The following is a 15,912-nucleotide window of genomic DNA, read 5'->3' as shown; positions in this document are numbered from 1 at the left end:
CGCGGTGTCGGCGAACCTGGGCGTCAACCCGTCGCTGACCATCACCGCGCAGGCCGAGCGGGCGATGTCGTACTGGCCCAACAAGGGGGAGGCGGACCCGCGTCCCGCGCAGGGCGCCGAGTACGAGCGCCTGAAGCCGGTCGAGCCGGCCGCCCCGGCGGTTCCGTCGGACGCGTTCGGCGCGCTGCGACTGCCGTTCCTGGGGATACCGACGGTGCCGCCGAAGAAGTAGACCTTGAACGGAAAGAGGGACCTGCGCCCCCCTCCGAGCGCAGGTCCCTCTCTGTTCGTGTCTGCTCGTGCCTACCGCTTACGCGTCGGCGCCTGCCCCGGCCCTGCGGCGGCGCACCGCGAACACCGCGCCCGCACCGGCGACGACGGCGACACCGCCGACGAGACCGACGATCGGCAGCGCGGAGCTGGACCCGGTCTCGGCGAGGTTGCCGGTCGGCAGGTCGGAGACGTCACCCTGCGGCTTCTTCGGCGAGTCCTTGGGGCCCTCGCCGCTCGGGGTGGCGTCACCCGGGTCGGGGTTCGAGGAGCCGGCCTTCAGGACCTCGAAGTCGTACTGCGCCCAGCCCTCCGCGATGCAGTCCTGGCCCTTGACGTTGTCGAGGTAGGCGCCGGAGCCGAAGGAGTAGGCGTCACCGGCGGGGGCCTTGGCGTCGATGCCGACGCGCAGGTCGACCGTCTGGCTCGCGCCCGACTTCAGCTTCGCCACGTAGAAGAAGTAGTCGCCGGCCCAGTCGTCGGTGCCGATGCGGTCCCAGGCACCGCTCTCGGGGTTCTTGAACTCCAGGTCGACGTACGGGCTAAGGAACTTCGACTCGTCGAGCTCGTAGTTCTCGACCTCGGCGTAGAAGGCGACGCCCTCGACGTCGGCCTTGGAGCCGTTGGTGACGACGAGCTTGAAGTTGTGGAAGCCGTCACCGGCGACGATCTTGCCCGGCAGGCCCTTGATGTCGGCGGACACCTTGGCGTCGCCGAAGTTCTCGTCGAGGTCCTCGCAGTAGGGCACGTCCGGGTCGGACGGGTCCTCGCTCGGCTCGGCCGACTCGGAGGGCTCGGGCTCGGTGGACTGGCTCGCGCTGTCGCTCGGCGCGGGTGCCGAGGCGGACGTCGAGTCGCTCGGGGTGACGCTGTCGGAGGGCTGACCGCCGTCGGGGACCGACGGGGTCGCCGAGTCGCTCGGTATCTCGGACGGGGCCTCACTCGTCACGGTCTCGGTGGGGGTCGGCGACGGCGACTCCTCCGCGAACGCGACGGGCGCGGACAGCAGCGCGAGCGGTGCTATGACAGCCGTCGCGGCCGCTGCGGCCATGGCACGGCGAAGCTTCATGATGACCTCGGGGAATCCGGCGTGCCGCGACGCGCGGCACGGGGCATCTGATGGCGGGGCTCCGCGTGTGGGGCGCGGGAGGTGACCCTTGGTTCTGCTGGTTTGATCCGCGAGGCCGGGAAATGGTTGCACGTTCACTCACATAATCTTTATGTGACCTGGATCACACTCCTGGGCTGTCGTGTGCGGGCATGCGAAGGGCCCCGCGGGACGGAGCCGCGGGGCCCTTCTCCGTCAGCACCGACGTCAGGGCAGCGTCGGTGCCCGGGGAGCGGCGCCGGGGGGTTGCGCCGCTTGTCTGTGTGCCCTGTGCCTTGTGAGCAGTGCATTGCAATGCGTATGTCTGCTTTGGGACTTGGCGGGCTTGCTAGGCATCGTGCTGGAAGAGCGGGTCCTCCGCAACCGTTTGACCCAACCCTTGTGCATATTTGCAGTTTTCCGCCGGTCGGCCCCGGGCGTCCCCGGAGCCGGCCGTTCTCTTGGGTGACCGGGCTGCTGTCCCCTGCCGTCCGGTCACTTGTCTGGAGCGAGGTCCCACGACGCACGGCACGATCCGCACGCCTCATCGCTCCAGCGAGCCACGCGTGGTTCTTTCGGGCCCGCCCCTGGCTGGCACGGACACCGGGACCAACGAAGGGGTTCGCGGGGCGGTCACGCGCCGTACGGGTGAGTCGGGTTCCGTACGTGCGTTCAGACCCGGCCGCGGCACAGCTCCAGCAGGGTCATCGCGAGGCCGGTGCCCGGCTTGCCCAGGGCCACCCTGTAGTGGTCGAGGATCTCCATCTCCCGGGAGAGGTTCACGCGCCGCCCGCCGGAGGTGATCCGGGCCTCCTGGATCACGGCGGACACGGCCATCCGTTCCTGGATCAGGCCGATGATCCGGTCGTCGAGCGAGTCGATGCGCTCACGGGCACCGGTGATCACATCGGCGGCCTCGGCGGTGCGGGCGCCGGTCTTCTCTGCGGGGGTGACGGTCATGGCTGGGGCTCCTCATCGGACGGGACGCGGCGCCCCCGGAACGAAAGACCCCGGACAACGACAGGCGCCCCGGGCCTTGTCGGCCCGGGGCGCCTGGGAAGTCGCTTGGCGGTTGGCTCAAGCAGCACGACCATGGCAGCCGGCGGGCCGGTTGCCATAGGTAAAGAGGAAGGTCGTCTGCGCGAGCATGAGGCCAGTATGCCACGGAACGGTCGGGCACCGGTCGGCAACGCCGGCCCGCGGGGGTCTGGGGGCGGCGGCCCCCGGCAAGCGGGACGGTGTCCCACGCCCACCCCGTTAGAATCGACACCACAGACCCCCGCCCAAACCGCCGGAAGGCACCCCGTGTCATCAGCGACTCCCGCTGCCGCCACCCCCGACACCGTTCTGGTCGTCGACTTCGGCGCGCAGTACGCCCAGCTCATCGCCCGTCGCGTCCGCGAGGCGCGGGTCTACAGCGAGATCGTGCCGAGCACCACGCCGGTCGCCGAGATGCTCGCCAAGAACCCCGCGGCGATCATCCTCTCCGGCGGCCCCTCGTCCGTGTACGAGGAGGGCGCCCCCCGCCTCGGCCGCGAGCTCTTCGAGGCCGGCGTCCCCGTCTTCGGCATGTGCTACGGCTTCCAGCTGATGGCGGAGGTCCTCGGCGGCACCGTCGACAACACCGGCGCCCGCGAGTACGGCCGCACCGACCTGCACGTCTCCCGGACGTCCTCCACCCTCTTCGAGGGCACTCCGGCCGAGCAGCACGTGTGGATGTCGCACGGCGACGCCTGCTCCGCCGCTCCCGAGGGCTTCACCGTGACCGCGTCCACGGACGTCGTCCCGGTCGCCGCCTTCGAGAACGACGAGAAGAAGCTCTACGGCGTCCAGTACCACCCCGAGGTCATGCACTCCACGCACGGCCAGCTGGTCCTGGAGCACTTCCTCTACCGCGGCGCCGGCCTGACCCCCTCCTGGACCACGGGCAACGTGATCGAGGAGCAGGTCACCGCGATCCGCGAGCAGGTCGGCGACAAGCGCGCGATCTGCGGTCTGTCCGGCGGCGTGGACTCCGCCGTCGCCGCAGCCCTCGTCGCCCGCGCCATCGGCGACCAGCTGACCTGCGTGTACGTCGACCACGGCCTGATGCGCAAGGGCGAGACCGAGCAGGTCGAGAAGGACTTCGTGGCCGCGACCGGCGTCAAGCTGGTCGTTGTGGACGCCGAGGAGCGCTTCCTGACCGCGCTCAAGGGCGTCTCCGACCCCGAGGAGAAGCGGAAGATCATCGGCCGCGAGTTCATCCGCGTCTTCGAGCAGGCGCAGGCCGAGATCATCGCCGACGCGGGCCCGGCCGTGGAGTTCCTGGTCCAGGGCACCCTGTACCCGGACGTCGTCGAGTCCGGCGGCGGCACCGGCACCGCCAACATCAAGTCGCACCACAACGTCGGCGGCCTGCCCGAGGACCTGGAGTTCAAGCTCATCGAGCCGCTCCGCAAGCTCTTCAAGGACGAGGTCCGCATGGTCGGCCAGGAGCTCGGCCTGCCGGAGGAGATCGTCCAGCGCCAGCCCTTCCCGGGCCCCGGCCTCGGCATCCGCATCGTCGGCGAGGTCACCAAGGACCGTCTGGACCTGCTCCGGGACGCCGACGCCATCGCCCGCGAGGAGCTGACCGCGGCCGGCCTGGACCGCGACATCTGGCAGTGCCCGGTGGTCCTGCTCGCGGACGTCCGCTCCGTCGGCGTCCAGGGCGACGGCCGCACCTACGGCCACCCGATCGTGCTGCGCCCGGTCTCCTCCGAGGACGCGATGACCGCCGACTGGTCGCGCCTGCCCTACGAGGTCCTCGCGCGCATCTCGACCCGGATCACCAACGAGGTCCGCGACGTCAACCGCGTCGTCCTCGACGTGACCTCGAAGCCGCCGGGCACCATCGAGTGGGAGTAGTCCTCCCGTTCTTGAAGGTCACGTCCGCCTGAGAGTGCGCACCGGCGCTCCGGGCCGCCAGACCTCGACGACCAGATACGTGTCGTCCTCGACGTAGGTCCGTACGACCTCCGTCAACTCGGTGCGGAAGAGGTGGAACGGCTGCGGCGGTTCCACCTCTTCGACGTACGCCGCCTTCAGTGCCGTATCGACGACCTCGACGGCCCGCCCGCTGATCCGCACGTCCCCGCCGCCCATCGCGGAGTCCGGCCCCGGATTCGCCTGCAGCGCGAACCGGGGATCCCGGCGCAGGTCGAGGGCCTTGAGCGAGCCCGGCATCATGCCCAGCCACAGTTCGCCGCGCAGGAAACGCACCTCCAGGCCGGTGGTGCGCGGGGAACCGTCCCGGCGCAGGGTGGCGAGGACGTGATGGCGGAACGCGCCGAAGCGCTCCTCGACGGTCTTCGCGAGGCCGGGAGCGGCGGAGGTGAAGTCTGCCCAGTTCATACGAGCCACTGTTACGGCAACACCCGACATCTTCTGTCGGGTATGTGTTTGGGTGTGGACGGGCCGCATCGACCGCTGCGTCATCTTTACAAAACAGCTCTGTTTTCCTGCGCTGACCGACGGTAACTTCCGCCCCGTAAAGCAAACCCAGTGCTGGAGGACCTATGCACGGGCCGACCCCGCCTCTGCCGCTGCCCACCGATCAGCTGCAGTTCGCGATGCCGCCGATGTACGACTCGCTCGACGACGAGCGCCGGCACCGCAAGGAACGACTCGCCGGCGCGCTGCGGATCTTCGGGCGGTCCGGGTTCGAGGACGGGGTGTCGGGACACATCACCGCACGCGACCCCGAGTACACCGACTGCTTCTGGGTCAATCCGTTCGGGATGCCCTTCAAGCACGTCACCGTCAGCGACCTCGTCCTGGCCAACCAGGACGGGCAGGTGATCGAGGGCCGCTACCACGTCAACCAGGCGGCGTTCACCGTGCACGCCCAGGTCCACGCCGCCCGCCCGGACGTCGTGGCCGTCGCCCACTGCCACTCGGTGCACGGCCGCGCCCTGTCCGCGCTCGGCGACCTCCTCGACCCGATCACCCAGGAGAGCTGCGCCTTCTACGAGGACCACGCCCTGTACGACGCCTACACCGGCGTCGCCGTCGACAGCGACGAGGGCCGCCGCATCGCGACCGCCCTCGGCAGCCGCAAGGCCCTCGTGCTGCGCAACCACGGCCTGCTCACGGTCGGCGACTCGATCGACGCGGCGGCCTGGTGGTTCCTGTCGATGGAGAGATCCTCACAGGTGCAGCTGATGGCGAAGGCCGCGGGGCGCCCGCTCCTCATCGACCACAAACTCGCGGTCGCGACCCGCGAACAGCTCGGCGGCGACCTGGTGGCCTGGATCAACTACCAGCCGCTGTGGCAGGACATCAGCCGCAGCGAGCCGGACCTGCTCAGCTAGAAACCCCTGAGCACCAGGGCTAGAACCCCCTGAGCACCACGGCCTTGGTCATCGCGAACTCCTCGTCCGTGAGCACCCCGTCCCGGTGCAGCTCGCCCAACTCCCGCAGCCGCCGCAGCAGTACGTCGTGATGGTCGGCCGGCGGCGGCACCGCGCCCGTCGGCCGCTGCCGGTCGGCGAACTCGCCGCCCGCCCGGGTCGACGGATGCGGCAGCCGTGCGGTGACCGCGGCTGCCACCAGCGCGGTGAGCAGGTCGCGGCGGACGCTTCCCCACAGGTCCAGGGCGAACGGGTCCCGCTCGGGCGGCAGCTTGGAGAACACCGTCTCGCGCGTCACGAAGCGCAGAAAACCGTCCTCGTAGCCGGAGTTGGGCAGCCACTCGACCTGCACCAGGTCGCCGACGTTGATGATCCGCGGCCCGGTGGCCCGCTTGACCCGCTCCGAGGTGTCCGCCCAGTCGATGCGCACCTGGCTGCCGTCGAAGGAGACCGTGCCGTCGGAGGACCGGACCGAGACCGGCACCGGCGGCCCGGGCAGCAGATACGCCTTCGTGGGCTCCGTGGGGATCTGGTCCAGCAGCAGGGAGTGCCGGATCTCCTCGGCGACGTACTCGGCGACCCCGGACCGGTCCATGTCCACCGTCAGCCGGTAGGGATCGGCCGCCTCCGGCAACCGGCCGCCCGTGGCGTGCAACAGCGGGTCGGCGCCCTCGCGCAGCCGCATCCGCAGTCGGCCGCGCTTGCGTTCGGGCTCGTAGACCACGCCCGAGACGGCCTCCAGGGGCACGGAGATCTCCCCGTACGTCTGCCGCAGGAGCGGCACGGAACGGTGGAGTCCCGGGGTGATCCGGACCGTGGTGCCGTCGAAGGCCCAGCTCCCGTCGCGCTGGATGATCTCGGCCATACCGAAATTCTCGCAGCCGGGTCAACACAGTGGGCCATGCTTCACCCGAGGTGACCACCTGCCGGACGCGCGCGGCGTGGCGTAGGGCACAATTCGCTGTCGTCGCATGGGAGTTGCACGACGGCGGTGGGTCTTTGCGGAGGCTGCCACCGGTCGTGCCCCGGGTCGTGGGTCATGGGGAAGGCGGGCGTCGGGCGTGGCGGTGCAGGAGGCGAGGCAGGGCGCCGACAGGGGCGTCCACGGGGGTGCCCACGGAGGCGGCTGCGCCTGCGGGGACTGCCCGCACGGCGTGCGGGAGGGGCACCGGCGGGCTGTCGCCGAATTCCTGCTCATGCGGGACGAGTTCGCGGCCGGGCAGGGTCTGCCCGCGGCGGTGGCCCACTCCGCCTCCGCCTCCCGGCAGTGGGTCTCCGAGGAACTCACCCAGTCCGCCGAGGTCGTCGCCGAACGCGGGCGCGCGGAGGGCGAGGCGTGGCTGGGCCGCCTGTGGCTGCGCACGCTGTACGTCCTGTGGGCGGCCGTGTTCCTGCTGCTTCTGGGGCAGTCCCTGACCGCGATCGGCGCGGGCTGGACGAGCGCGCGCACCGCCGGACTGCTCGCCGCGCTGGTGGTGGCCGGCACGCTGACCGCGGCCTCCTGGTTCCACCGGGCGCGCGGCGGGGCGCTGGCCCCCGTCATCGGCGAGGACAACCGCATGTCCACCTCCCGTACCGTGGCCGTGGCCTGGGTGCTGCTCGTGGCCTACGCGGTGCTGTTCCTGGCGGCCCGTCTCGCCGCCGCCTCCGACCACACCGAACGCGACGCGCTGATCTCCGGGCTCGAACTCGCCCGCGGGGCGGGTGTGGTGACCGTGCTGGCCGTGGTCTGCGGCATCGCGGTGCTCGTCCGCCGGGTGGTCGGTCTGCGCATCCTCGGCCAGCGGCTCCAGAAGGTGCGCGCGCACCGGCCCCGCGCGGCCGACCTGCTCACCGACGACTCCGGCCGGGGCGCCTTCGCCGACATCCAGTACGTCGTGATCAGCGCCGTGGCCCTGCTGTTCGCCGCCGTACGGCTCGCTCGCCGCCCCGACCAACTGCCCGACCTGCCCTGGGGCCTGGCGGTGGTGGTCCTCGTCTCCTGCGCCACCTATGTGGCCGGCAAGTACGCGGAGGGCGGCCGCCCGGTGGTCCTCTCCGTGGTCCGCGCCCGCGAGGCCGGCGACCTGGACGGTCCGATCCGCACCGGCGACGACATCGAGATCCGCGGCGCCGGCTTCGTACCGCCCGGCGCCCGGTCCGCCGACCACCTCTCCCGCATGGTCGTCCGCATCGGCGCCGTCCACGTCCACGTCCCGCTGGTCCCGGTCAGCGGCGGCTTCAGCAACCCCTCGGACACGGTCCTGACGGTTCCCGTACCGGCGGACGTGGAGCCCGGCTCGGTGGAGGTGCAGGTGGTGACGGCCGCCGGAGTCGCCACGAACCGCTGCGTGGTCGAGGTGACGGACTGACCGGAGCGAACTGACGGCGAGCCGATGAGCGACGCCCGGTCACCCGGACGGCGTCGAAGCCGAGATCGAAATCGACTGGTACGACGCCCTCACCTTCGTCGACTGCGGAGCCGATCTGCGGCGCATCGGCTGCCCGCACTGTGGCGCCGCGATCGACCGCTCGTGGCACGACGATCTGCTCGACGCCCATGAGGACGGCTTCCCCGGCCTCACCGTGACGGTCCCCTGCTGTCACACCAGAACCTCCCTCGACCTGCTGGAATACGATGGCCACTGTGGTTTCGCGCGCTTCGAGATCGCCGTCCGGAACCCGGAGCGCCGCTGGTTCTCCGACGATCAGCTGAGCGCCGTGGGCCAGGTCCTGGGACACCCGGTGCGGCAGATACGGACGCACCACTGATCGTCCAATCTTCAAAAAACGTCCGCACGGGGGTTGAGCGGACGCCGCTCGACGTACGTAAGGTCTGTTGAGGGGTCTCGGCAGGCGGGCGAGAGGCGGCTAGGAGCGATGACTCACAGCATTCGAACGGATACGCACACTCCCCATCTCCGCGGCGACCGGGACTGGCGGGACACCGCCACCCGCTACGCCCTCCTTCCTCTACGCGTCTTCCTCGGCGTCACCTTCATCTACGCCGGCCTCGACAAGCTGACCGACAGCGCCTTCATGAAGTCCGGCGGCTCCGGGTCGATCGGGGACACGATGCGCGCGGTCCGCGACTCCGCGGCCATCCCCGCCCTGGTCGACCTGGCCCTGAAGAACCCCGTCGGCTTCGGCTACGCCATCGCCTTCGGCGAGCTGGCCGTCGGACTCGGCGTCCTGGTCGGCCTGCTGGGCCGCCTCGCCGCACTCGGCGGCGCGCTGATCTCGTTCAGCCTGTGGATGACGGTGAGCTGGGCCTCGACCCCGTACTACTACGGCAACGACCTCGCCTACATGATGGCCTGGCTGCCCCTCGTCCTGGCCGGCACTCCCTACCTGTCCCTGGACTCGGCCCTGCGCACCCGGCGCCGGCTGCGGTCGGGGGGCTATCGCTGAGCAACCGGTAGGACCGGCGAGCCGGGTCAGCCCGGTCCGTCGGTCCCGGCGGCCTCGGTCGTGTGCGTACGGCCGGGCCGCCGCCTTCTGCGTATGCCCTGGGCCAGGGCCGCCGTGGCGCCCGCGAGGCACAGCCCGCCCACCACGAGCGGAATGATCGCGAACCAGGGGGTCTCCCACAGCCCGTCCGCGTCACCGGCGTAGGCGACGCCCGCGAGAGCGAGAAAGACTCCGGCGACCAGCTTCCCGGGCTGGAACTCATGACGCAGCACGGCTCACCTCCGCCTGTCCGACGCCGACCTGGAGATCGAGGTCGAGCGTGCCCGCCTTCTTGCCGTCCGCCGTCGGTGACAGCGTCACGTTCTTGTGCTTGCCCGGCTCCACGTCCACGTCCCGCTTGTCCTCACCCGGCAACTGGATGTCGCCGACCCCCACATCGATGCTCAGCTTCAAGGTCACGTCCGGCGGCACGATCACCCGCAGTTTCCCCGCGCCCACGTCGGCCCCCGTCGACACCGTCTGCCCCGGGGCGACGCGCACCCGGCTCAGGTCCAGGGTGCCGACGCCCGTCCCGAGGTCGTAGGAGCTCCGCACCTCCGCGGCGGTGGCGGGCTGCCACGACGTGTGCGTCCAGTGGCTGGTGATGTCCTTGGGCAGGCTCGACGCCCCGGCGAGCAGGGCCGCCGTGACGATCGCCAGGAACACCGATCCCGCGCCCGTACGCCCGAGGAACGCGCTGACCGCGATCCCGAGCCCGAAGACCAGGAGCGCCCAGGACAGCCCGGTCTGCAGGCTGGTGCCCAGCGGATGCGTGTCCCACGTCGAGGCGGTGCCCGCGCCGCCGGCCAGCAGGGCGAACAGGAAGACCCAGCCGCCGATCCAGCGCGGGCCGCGGGGTCTCGGGGGCTCGGTGCGCGGGGCACGTATGTCCTCGCGGCCGCCGCGGGGGGTGCCGAGGCCGATGTTGACGGCGGCCGCGATGTCCCGGTCGTACGAGTCGCCCGGGCCCCACAGATAGCCGGTGCCGCCGACGTGCGTGCCGTCCTTGACGATGGGGTCGCGCCACCACGAGGGGTAGGCGGTGGCGACCGGCGGTGCCTTGGCCTCCGGCGGCGCGTCGGCCACCGCCTGGGCGGCCAGCGGGTCGGGGTCGGGCGCGCCGCGCCGCTGCGACCAGTACCCGGCGCCCGCGAGGAGGAGGGAGACGACGACGGCGAAGGTGAGCACCCCGCCGTTCTTCAGCATCGTCAGGAACACACCGCAGCCGACCAGCGCGAACAGCACCGCCGCCAGCGCCTGGCCGTCGACCCGGCCGGTCAGCAGCTTGCGGACCTCGTTCTCCTCCTCGTCGTCGTACGGCACGAAGAGCCAGGCGAACCCGTAGAAGATCAGCCCGATGCCGCCGCTCGCGGCCAGCACGGCGAGGGTGATCCGGTAGATCACCGGGTCCATGTCCGTGTGCCGCCCGAGCCCGGCGCACACGCCCGCGACCATCTTGTGGCGGCGGTCGCGGCGGAACTTGTGCGGCGCGGCGGCGTCCGCGCCGTCCGGCGCGTCCGCTTCCCCGGTCGCGGCGGGCGCGGCATCCGTCGGCCCACGGCCCGGATCCGGGCGCGGGCCGGAGCCGGGTCCCGGACCCGTCGCGGCGTGGTCGTGATCTGTCATGCGTCCATGGTGACGGCCCGGCCGCCGCGACGGCAGCCGGTACGACCCTGGCCGAACCCTGATATCGGCCCTGAGACGCCGCCGGTGAAGCGTTCGAGGACCTGCCCGTTCGAAGATCAGGGGAGTCTCGGGGGTGCACCCTGATGCTTCGCAACTCGGGCCGTGTGACCATCAATGGCATGCCGGAAGCCGCAGCAGCGCCCCTCGACGATCCGCGGCCACCGCGCAAGCTCTACCGCAGCAGCGACGGCCGCTGGCTCGGTGGCGTGGCGCGGGGCCTCGCCGGGCACCTCGGGCTGCCCGTGATCTGGGTGCGGCTCGTCTTCGTCGGCCTGCTCATGGCCGACGGCCTCGGCGCGCTGCTGTACGCCGCGTTCTGGTTCTTCGTGCCGCTCGGCGTCGGCGGCGTCGGCGGGCAGAAGCCGCCGTCCCTGGTCGGCACCGAGACCTCCCCGGACGGCCGCCGCAGACTCATCGCCCGCAAGCCGGACAAGGGCCAGATCGTCGCGCTGCTCCTCATGGTCGTGGTGGCCATGGTCTTCGTGAGCAACGTCAATCTCGGCAACGGAGCCAAGGCGTATCTCCTGCCCGCCGTCCTCGTCGGCGCGGGCGTCGCCCTGGTCTGGCGGCAGGCGGACAACGCCCGCCGGGCCCGCTGGGTCGAGGTCGGCCGGCGTCGCCGCACCCTCACGCTCCTGCGCGCGGGCGGCGGCGTCCTGCTCGTCACGGCCGGCGTCTCCGGCATCTTCGTGCTGCAGGGCTCCGCGGCCCACCTCGGCTCGGTCCTCCAGGCCGCCCTCGCGGTCCTCGTCGGCATCACCCTCCTCGCCGGCCCGTATCTGGTCCGGATGACCCAGGACCTCTCCGAGGAGCGCCTGATGCGCATCCGGGCCCAGGAGCGCGCCGAGGTCGCGGCCCATGTCCACGACTCCGTGCTGCACACCCTGACCCTGATCCAGCGCAACGCGGAGAACGCGAACGAGGTGCGCAGGCTCGCCCGTGCCCAGGAGCGCGACCTGCGCACCTGGCTGTACAAGCCCGAGGGCACCGGCAAGGACGAGGCCGACGAGCCCACCACCCTCGCCGACGCGGTCCGGCGCAACGCCGCCGAGGTGGAGGACAAGCACGGCGTCCCCATCGAGGTCGTGGTGGTCGGCGACTGCCCGCTCGACGAGAGGATCGCCGCTCAGATGCAGGCCGCGCGCGAAGCGATGGTGAACGCAGCCAAGTACGGTGGCGAGGGCGGCGCCGTGCAGGTCTACGCCGAAGTCGAGGGCAGGACGGTCTTCGTGTCCGTCCGCGACCGTGGTCCCGGCTTCGACCTCGACTCGATACCCGCCGACCGCATGGGCGTTAGAGAATCGATCATCGGCCGCATGGAGCGCAACGGCGGCACGGCGCGGCTGCGCGCGGTGCCGGACGGCGGCACGGAGGTCGAGCTGGAGATGGAGAGGGCGGAGAAGACGTCATGAGCGACGCGACCGAGGCGAACGGTACGGCGGGAGCACCGGAGACGGCCGGGTCCGGCGGCGCGGGCGGCCGTCAGGTCCGCGTTGTCCTCGTCGACGACCACCGGATGTTCCGTACGGGGGTGCAGGCCGAGATCGGCCGGACCGAGGAGACCGGCGTCGAGGTGGTCGGCGAGGCCGCGGACGTCGACCAGGCGGTCTCCGTGATCACCGCGACCCGGCCCGAGGTGGTCCTCCTGGACGTCCACCTCCCGGGCGGCGGCGGGGTCGAAGTGCTGCGCCGTTGCGCCCCGTTGATGGCCGACGCCGAGCGGCCGGTCCGCTTCCTCGCGCTGTCCGTCTCGGACGCGGCGGAGGACGTGATCGGCGTGATCCGCGGCGGCGCCCGCGGCTACGTCACCAAGACCATCACCGGCACGGACCTGGTCGACTCGATCTTCCGTGTCCAGGAGGGCGACGCCGTCTTCTCCCCGCGCCTGGCCGGCTTCGTCCTGGACGCCTTCGCCTCCACCGATGCCCCGCCGGTCGACGAGGACCTCGACCGCCTCACCCAGCGCGAACGCGAGGTCCTGCGGCTGATCGCCCGCGGCTACGCGTACAAGGAGATCGCCAAGCAGCTCTTCATCTCGGTGAAGACGGTCGAGTCCCATGTCTCGGCGGTCCTGCGCAAGCTCCAGCTGTCCAACCGGCACGAACTGACCCGCTGGGCCACGGCGCGACGGCTGGTCTGACGCGCGCCACCCGGCCTCACACGACCCGCGTCGCCCCCGCGAACGGCATCTCGTCGAGCGGGGCCACGCGGACCGGTGCCGACGGGTTCGGGGCGTGGATCATCTGGCCGTTGCCGATGTAGAGGCCGACGTGGCTGATCCCGGAGTAGAAGAACACCAGGTCGCCGGGGCGCAGTTCGGAGCGGGAGACGCGGCGGCCCGCGTCGATCTGGGCGTAGGTCGTGCGGGGGAGGGAGACCCCGGCGGAGCGGTAGGCGGCCTGGACGAGGCCCGAGCAGTCGAAGGCGTCGGGGCCCGTGGCGCCCCACACGTAGGGGCTGCCGAGCTTCTGGTGGGCGTACGCGACGGCCGCGGCGGCCCGGGAGTCGGGGGCGTCGACAAAACCGGAGGCCGGGGCGGAACCGGGCGGCGTGAGGGCGTCGCGGCTGTCGGCGGCCGACCGTGAGGCGTGTCCCGCCCCGGCGGCGTACGCCCCGTCCGCGGTGACCCGCGACCGCTCCCGCGGCGTCAGGCGGGACAGCAGCTCCCGTGCCTCGCCCAGCTTTGCGCTGATCGTCTTCTTGTGGCGCTTCAGTTCCGCCTGCTTGGACCTGAGCGAGCCGAGCTCCATGTGCGCGGCCCCGCGCAGCTGCTCGATCTCCCGGAGCTGCTTGCGCACCCGCGACACGGCCTGCGACTGCCGGTCGCCCGCCCGCTCGGCGAACGCCGCCCCGTCCAGGTACTGGTCCGGGTCGTCCGAGAGCGCCAGTTGGACGGCCGGGTCGAGCCCGCCGCTGCGGTACTGCGCCGCCGCGATCGAACCGAGCGCGTCCCGGGCCGAGCTGAGCTTCTCCTCCTTGCGGGCCGCCTGGTCCTGCAGCGACTTCAGCCGTCGCTCCGCCGCGTCCGCCTTCTCCTTGGCCCCGTTGTACTTCTCGGTGGCGACCTCCGCCTCCTGGTACAGCTTGTCCACCTTGGCCTTGACCTGCGTCGGCGTCAGCTGCGGCGCCGCCTGGCCGATGCCGTCGAAGGCCGTCGTGGTGGCCGCGCCCGCCAGGGCCAAGGTCACGGCCGCGCGGGCGCCGGTGCCGCTGAGCGGGCGCTGTCGGGGCTTGCGGTGCGCTGCCACCTGGACCGTCACGTCCTTTCGTCGACCGCGGGGACTGCGGTTCACACGTCCGGCGGCGGCCCGCACAGGGGGAGCGGGCCGCCGCCGGACTCTTTCTCGGCGGTGGTGACCGACGGCCGCCCCTGGCCCGGGCGGCGGTGGGGAGCCGGTCACCTGGAGGAGGACGCTAAACCTGACTGTGTCGGCTCGGTAACGCATGTACGGAAGTGGCGGCGGCCGACCGGCGGGTGACCGTATGTGACCGTGATCCGGGTCCGGCGCCGCCGCCTTCACGCAGCGCGATGACCGAAGCGGCGGTTCCGGGGCGCGCGGGGGCGGCGGGGTGCTATGGAGCGCATATATGCGAGCGCGGGGGCGGTGGCGGCGGGGCCCGGGCCCTTGATTAGGCTCCGGCCTCATGGACGTACTCATCCATCTCTTCGTCGGCCTGCACATCATCGGCATCGCCGCGCTCCTCGGCGGCTTCCTCACCCAGACGAAGGCGATGGGCCAGGGCACCGCACGCTTCGTCCCCGCGATGCTGCACGGCGCGCTGACCATGCTGGTCACCGGCGTGATCCTGGTCGGCCTCAACCAGGCCGACGACCACCACCTCAACACCGTCAAGATCGGCGTGAAGCTGGCCCTGCTGATCGTGATCCTCGGGCTCGTCTACGTGAAGCGCGACGACGAGAACGGCGAAAAGGTGGACAAGGGCCTCTTCGGCCTGGTGGGCCTGCTGACCATGGCGAACATCTTCATCGCCGTGCTCTGGACGTGAGCCTCCCCGGCGCGGGCGCGAGCCGCCTCAGCGCGCGGCCCTGATCCCGGCGCGGGCCGAGGCGACCGCGCCGGCGGCGACCGCGAGCCAGACGGCCACCGCAAGCCACAGCAGCACCCGTCCGGGCCAGCGCAGCCACGAGATCCCCACGGCGGCCGAGACGGAGAGCAGGGCCACCGACGACATTCCCATCGGGAACACCGTCGCCCAGCGGCGCTCGTCGTAGCCGAGCCGGGGCCGGGCCAGCTCGGCGGAGAGCAGGACGACGTACCAGGACAGGTCGAGGACGATCAGCGTCAGGCTCACCTCGCGCAGGACGCCCCGGTCGTCGTCGTTCCACAGGTACAGGCGCGCGCTGTCGGCGGAGAGCAGTTTCGCCGCCGCCAGCGCCGAGATCGCCAGTGCGCCGCCCGCGATCCAGTGGTCCCCGGCGCCCTCGACCACCTGCCGCAGGTCGAAGTGGGCCAGGGCGACCCCGTAGAGCACGAGCCCCAGCCAGAACAGCACCAGCGCCGCGTGCGCGAGCCAGGCCGTCGCCTCGGTCCCGGCCAGGGTGGCGGCGAGTACGGCGGTGCCCTGCGCGGCCACGCAGCACAGGAACACCGCGCCCGGCATGCGCCGCCGACAGTGCCGCATGCCGAGGACGTGCAGCACCGGCCACAGCACCGCGGCGAGGGCGAGGAGCGCCTCGGCCAGGACCGGCCGGCCCAGCGTGGCGAAACAGGTGCCCAGCACGGCGGTGGCGGCGACCGCGGTGAGCGCGACCGGCGTCCGCGCCTCGGCCAGCCAGCCCTCGCGCTCGCGCAGCAGTCGTACGACGAAGTCCGCGGCCAGCACCAGCCAGCCCACGCAGGCCAGCGCGAGGGCGATCCGCGACAGCGGCTCGTGCCCCGTCAGACGCAGTCCCGTCGACACGATGCCGGTCGCCATCACGGCAGCCCCGGCCGCCGGCGGACGCCGCGCCCACCAGGCGCGCAGGGATGGGGTGCCGGGCATGGCCCGATGCTAGGGAGCGCCGGGCGTGTGACGAGCGCTCCACGCGCGCGTGCGCCGCGAAAAGCG

General features: G+C 71.9%; 15 protein-coding genes and 1 pseudogene. 8 read left to right on the top strand and 8 right to left on the bottom strand.

The annotated features are described in order from the left end of the window. Positions 1 to 232, top strand: a pseudogene (locus IPZ69_RS27010) (cholesterol oxidase); the annotation flags it as partial. Between the two features lie 78 nt (positions 233 to 310). On the opposite strand, the gene IPZ69_RS27005 reads toward IPZ69_RS27010, so the two are convergent. Together IPZ69_RS27005 and IPZ69_RS27000 are read right to left on the bottom strand one after the other, a co-directional pair. Then, on the bottom strand, positions 311 to 1,339 hold the full coding sequence (locus IPZ69_RS27005; protein WP_235457123.1) for an LAETG motif-containing sortase-dependent surface protein: 1,029 nt from the start codon (positions 1,337 to 1,339) through the stop codon (positions 311 to 313). A gap of 690 nt (positions 1,340 to 2,029) precedes the next feature. Beyond that, on the bottom strand, positions 2,030 to 2,317 hold the full coding sequence (locus tag IPZ69_RS27000) for a chorismate mutase (RefSeq protein WP_235457122.1): 288 nt from the start codon (positions 2,315 to 2,317) through the stop codon (positions 2,030 to 2,032). A 345-nt stretch (positions 2,318 to 2,662) separates the two neighbouring features. On the opposite strand from IPZ69_RS27000, the gene guaA reads away from it, so the two are divergent. Beyond that, positions 2,663 to 4,243: a glutamine-hydrolyzing GMP synthase gene (gene guaA, locus IPZ69_RS26995; RefSeq protein WP_235457120.1), complete on the top strand. Its 1,581-nt coding sequence runs from the start codon at positions 2,663 to 2,665 to the stop codon at positions 4,241 to 4,243. Between the two features lie 18 nt (positions 4,244 to 4,261). Here the strand turns inward: guaA and IPZ69_RS26990 are convergent, their stop codons facing one another. Further along, positions 4,262 to 4,729, bottom strand: coding sequence for a pyridoxamine 5'-phosphate oxidase family protein (locus IPZ69_RS26990; protein ID WP_235457118.1), 468 nt, complete (start codon positions 4,727 to 4,729; stop codon positions 4,262 to 4,264). Positions 4,730 to 4,893: 164 nt separating this feature from the next. Between IPZ69_RS26990 and IPZ69_RS26985 the strand changes: the two genes are divergently transcribed. Continuing rightward, positions 4,894 to 5,688, top strand: coding sequence for a class II aldolase/adducin family protein (locus tag IPZ69_RS26985; RefSeq protein ID WP_235457116.1), 795 nt, complete (start codon positions 4,894 to 4,896; stop codon positions 5,686 to 5,688). A gap of 19 nt (positions 5,689 to 5,707) precedes the next feature. Here the strand turns inward: IPZ69_RS26985 and IPZ69_RS26980 are convergent, their stop codons facing one another. Beyond that, entirely contained in the window at positions 5,708 to 6,592 is an 885-nt protein-coding gene (locus IPZ69_RS26980; RefSeq protein WP_235457115.1) for a DUF4429 domain-containing protein, read from the bottom strand. A gap of 196 nt (positions 6,593 to 6,788) precedes the next feature. On the opposite strand from IPZ69_RS26980, the gene IPZ69_RS26975 reads away from it, so the two are divergent. Beyond that, the gene (locus IPZ69_RS26975) at positions 6,789 to 8,078 is read left to right on the top strand and encodes a hypothetical protein (RefSeq protein ID WP_235457114.1); all 1,290 of its coding nucleotides are present in this window, start codon (positions 6,789 to 6,791) and stop codon (positions 8,076 to 8,078) included. A 508-nt stretch (positions 8,079 to 8,586) separates the two neighbouring features. Then, the gene (locus IPZ69_RS26970) at positions 8,587 to 9,117 is read left to right on the top strand and encodes a DoxX family protein (RefSeq protein WP_235457113.1); all 531 of its coding nucleotides are present in this window, start codon (positions 8,587 to 8,589) and stop codon (positions 9,115 to 9,117) included. Between the two features lie 26 nt (positions 9,118 to 9,143). On the opposite strand, the gene IPZ69_RS26965 is transcribed toward IPZ69_RS26970, so the two are convergent. Together IPZ69_RS26965 and IPZ69_RS26960 are read right to left on the bottom strand one after the other, a co-directional pair. Further along, the gene (locus tag IPZ69_RS26965; protein ID WP_235457112.1) at positions 9,144 to 9,389 is read right to left on the bottom strand and encodes a hypothetical protein; all 246 of its coding nucleotides are present in this window, start codon (positions 9,387 to 9,389) and stop codon (positions 9,144 to 9,146) included. Beyond that, positions 9,376 to 10,782, bottom strand: a complete 1,407-nt coding sequence (locus IPZ69_RS26960) for a PspC domain-containing protein (protein ID WP_235457111.1) — start codon at positions 10,780 to 10,782, stop codon at positions 9,376 to 9,378. The genes IPZ69_RS26965 and IPZ69_RS26960 overlap by 14 nt, the downstream gene beginning before the upstream one ends. A gap of 143 nt (positions 10,783 to 10,925) precedes the next feature. On the opposite strand from IPZ69_RS26960, the gene IPZ69_RS26955 reads away from it, so the two are divergent. Continuing rightward, positions 10,926 to 12,254 (top strand): ATP-binding protein, encoded by a 1,329-nt coding sequence (locus tag IPZ69_RS26955; protein WP_235457107.1) that lies wholly within the window; start codon positions 10,926 to 10,928, stop codon positions 12,252 to 12,254. After that, positions 12,251 to 12,982, top strand: coding sequence for a LuxR C-terminal-related transcriptional regulator (locus IPZ69_RS26950; RefSeq protein WP_235457105.1), 732 nt, complete (start codon positions 12,251 to 12,253; stop codon positions 12,980 to 12,982). Before IPZ69_RS26955 ends, IPZ69_RS26950 begins: the two co-directional genes overlap by 4 nt. 16 nt (positions 12,983 to 12,998) lie before the next feature. Here IPZ69_RS26950 and IPZ69_RS26945 read toward each other — a convergent pair whose 3' ends face one another. Beyond that, entirely contained in the window at positions 12,999 to 14,090 is a 1,092-nt protein-coding gene (locus IPZ69_RS26945; RefSeq protein WP_235457104.1) for a C40 family peptidase, read from the bottom strand. A gap of 397 nt (positions 14,091 to 14,487) precedes the next feature. Between IPZ69_RS26945 and IPZ69_RS26940 the strand changes: the two genes are divergently transcribed. Continuing rightward, positions 14,488 to 14,850 (top strand): hypothetical protein, encoded by a 363-nt coding sequence (locus IPZ69_RS26940; protein ID WP_235457103.1) that lies wholly within the window; start codon positions 14,488 to 14,490, stop codon positions 14,848 to 14,850. 27 nt (positions 14,851 to 14,877) lie between these two features. On the opposite strand, the gene IPZ69_RS26935 is transcribed toward IPZ69_RS26940, so the two are convergent. Further along, positions 14,878 to 15,846, bottom strand: a complete 969-nt coding sequence (locus tag IPZ69_RS26935) for a tellurite resistance/C4-dicarboxylate transporter family protein (RefSeq protein WP_235457102.1) — start codon at positions 15,844 to 15,846, stop codon at positions 14,878 to 14,880. Positions 15,847 to 15,912: the final 66 nt, after the last annotated feature.

This window comes from Streptomyces olivochromogenes, assembly GCF_021538895.1.
Lineage (GTDB): Bacteria > Actinomycetota > Actinomycetes > Streptomycetales > Streptomycetaceae > Streptomyces > Streptomyces olivochromogenes_A.
The sequence above is the reverse complement of the archived record's forward strand: the minus strand, read 5'-3'. Positions and strand labels throughout refer to the sequence as shown.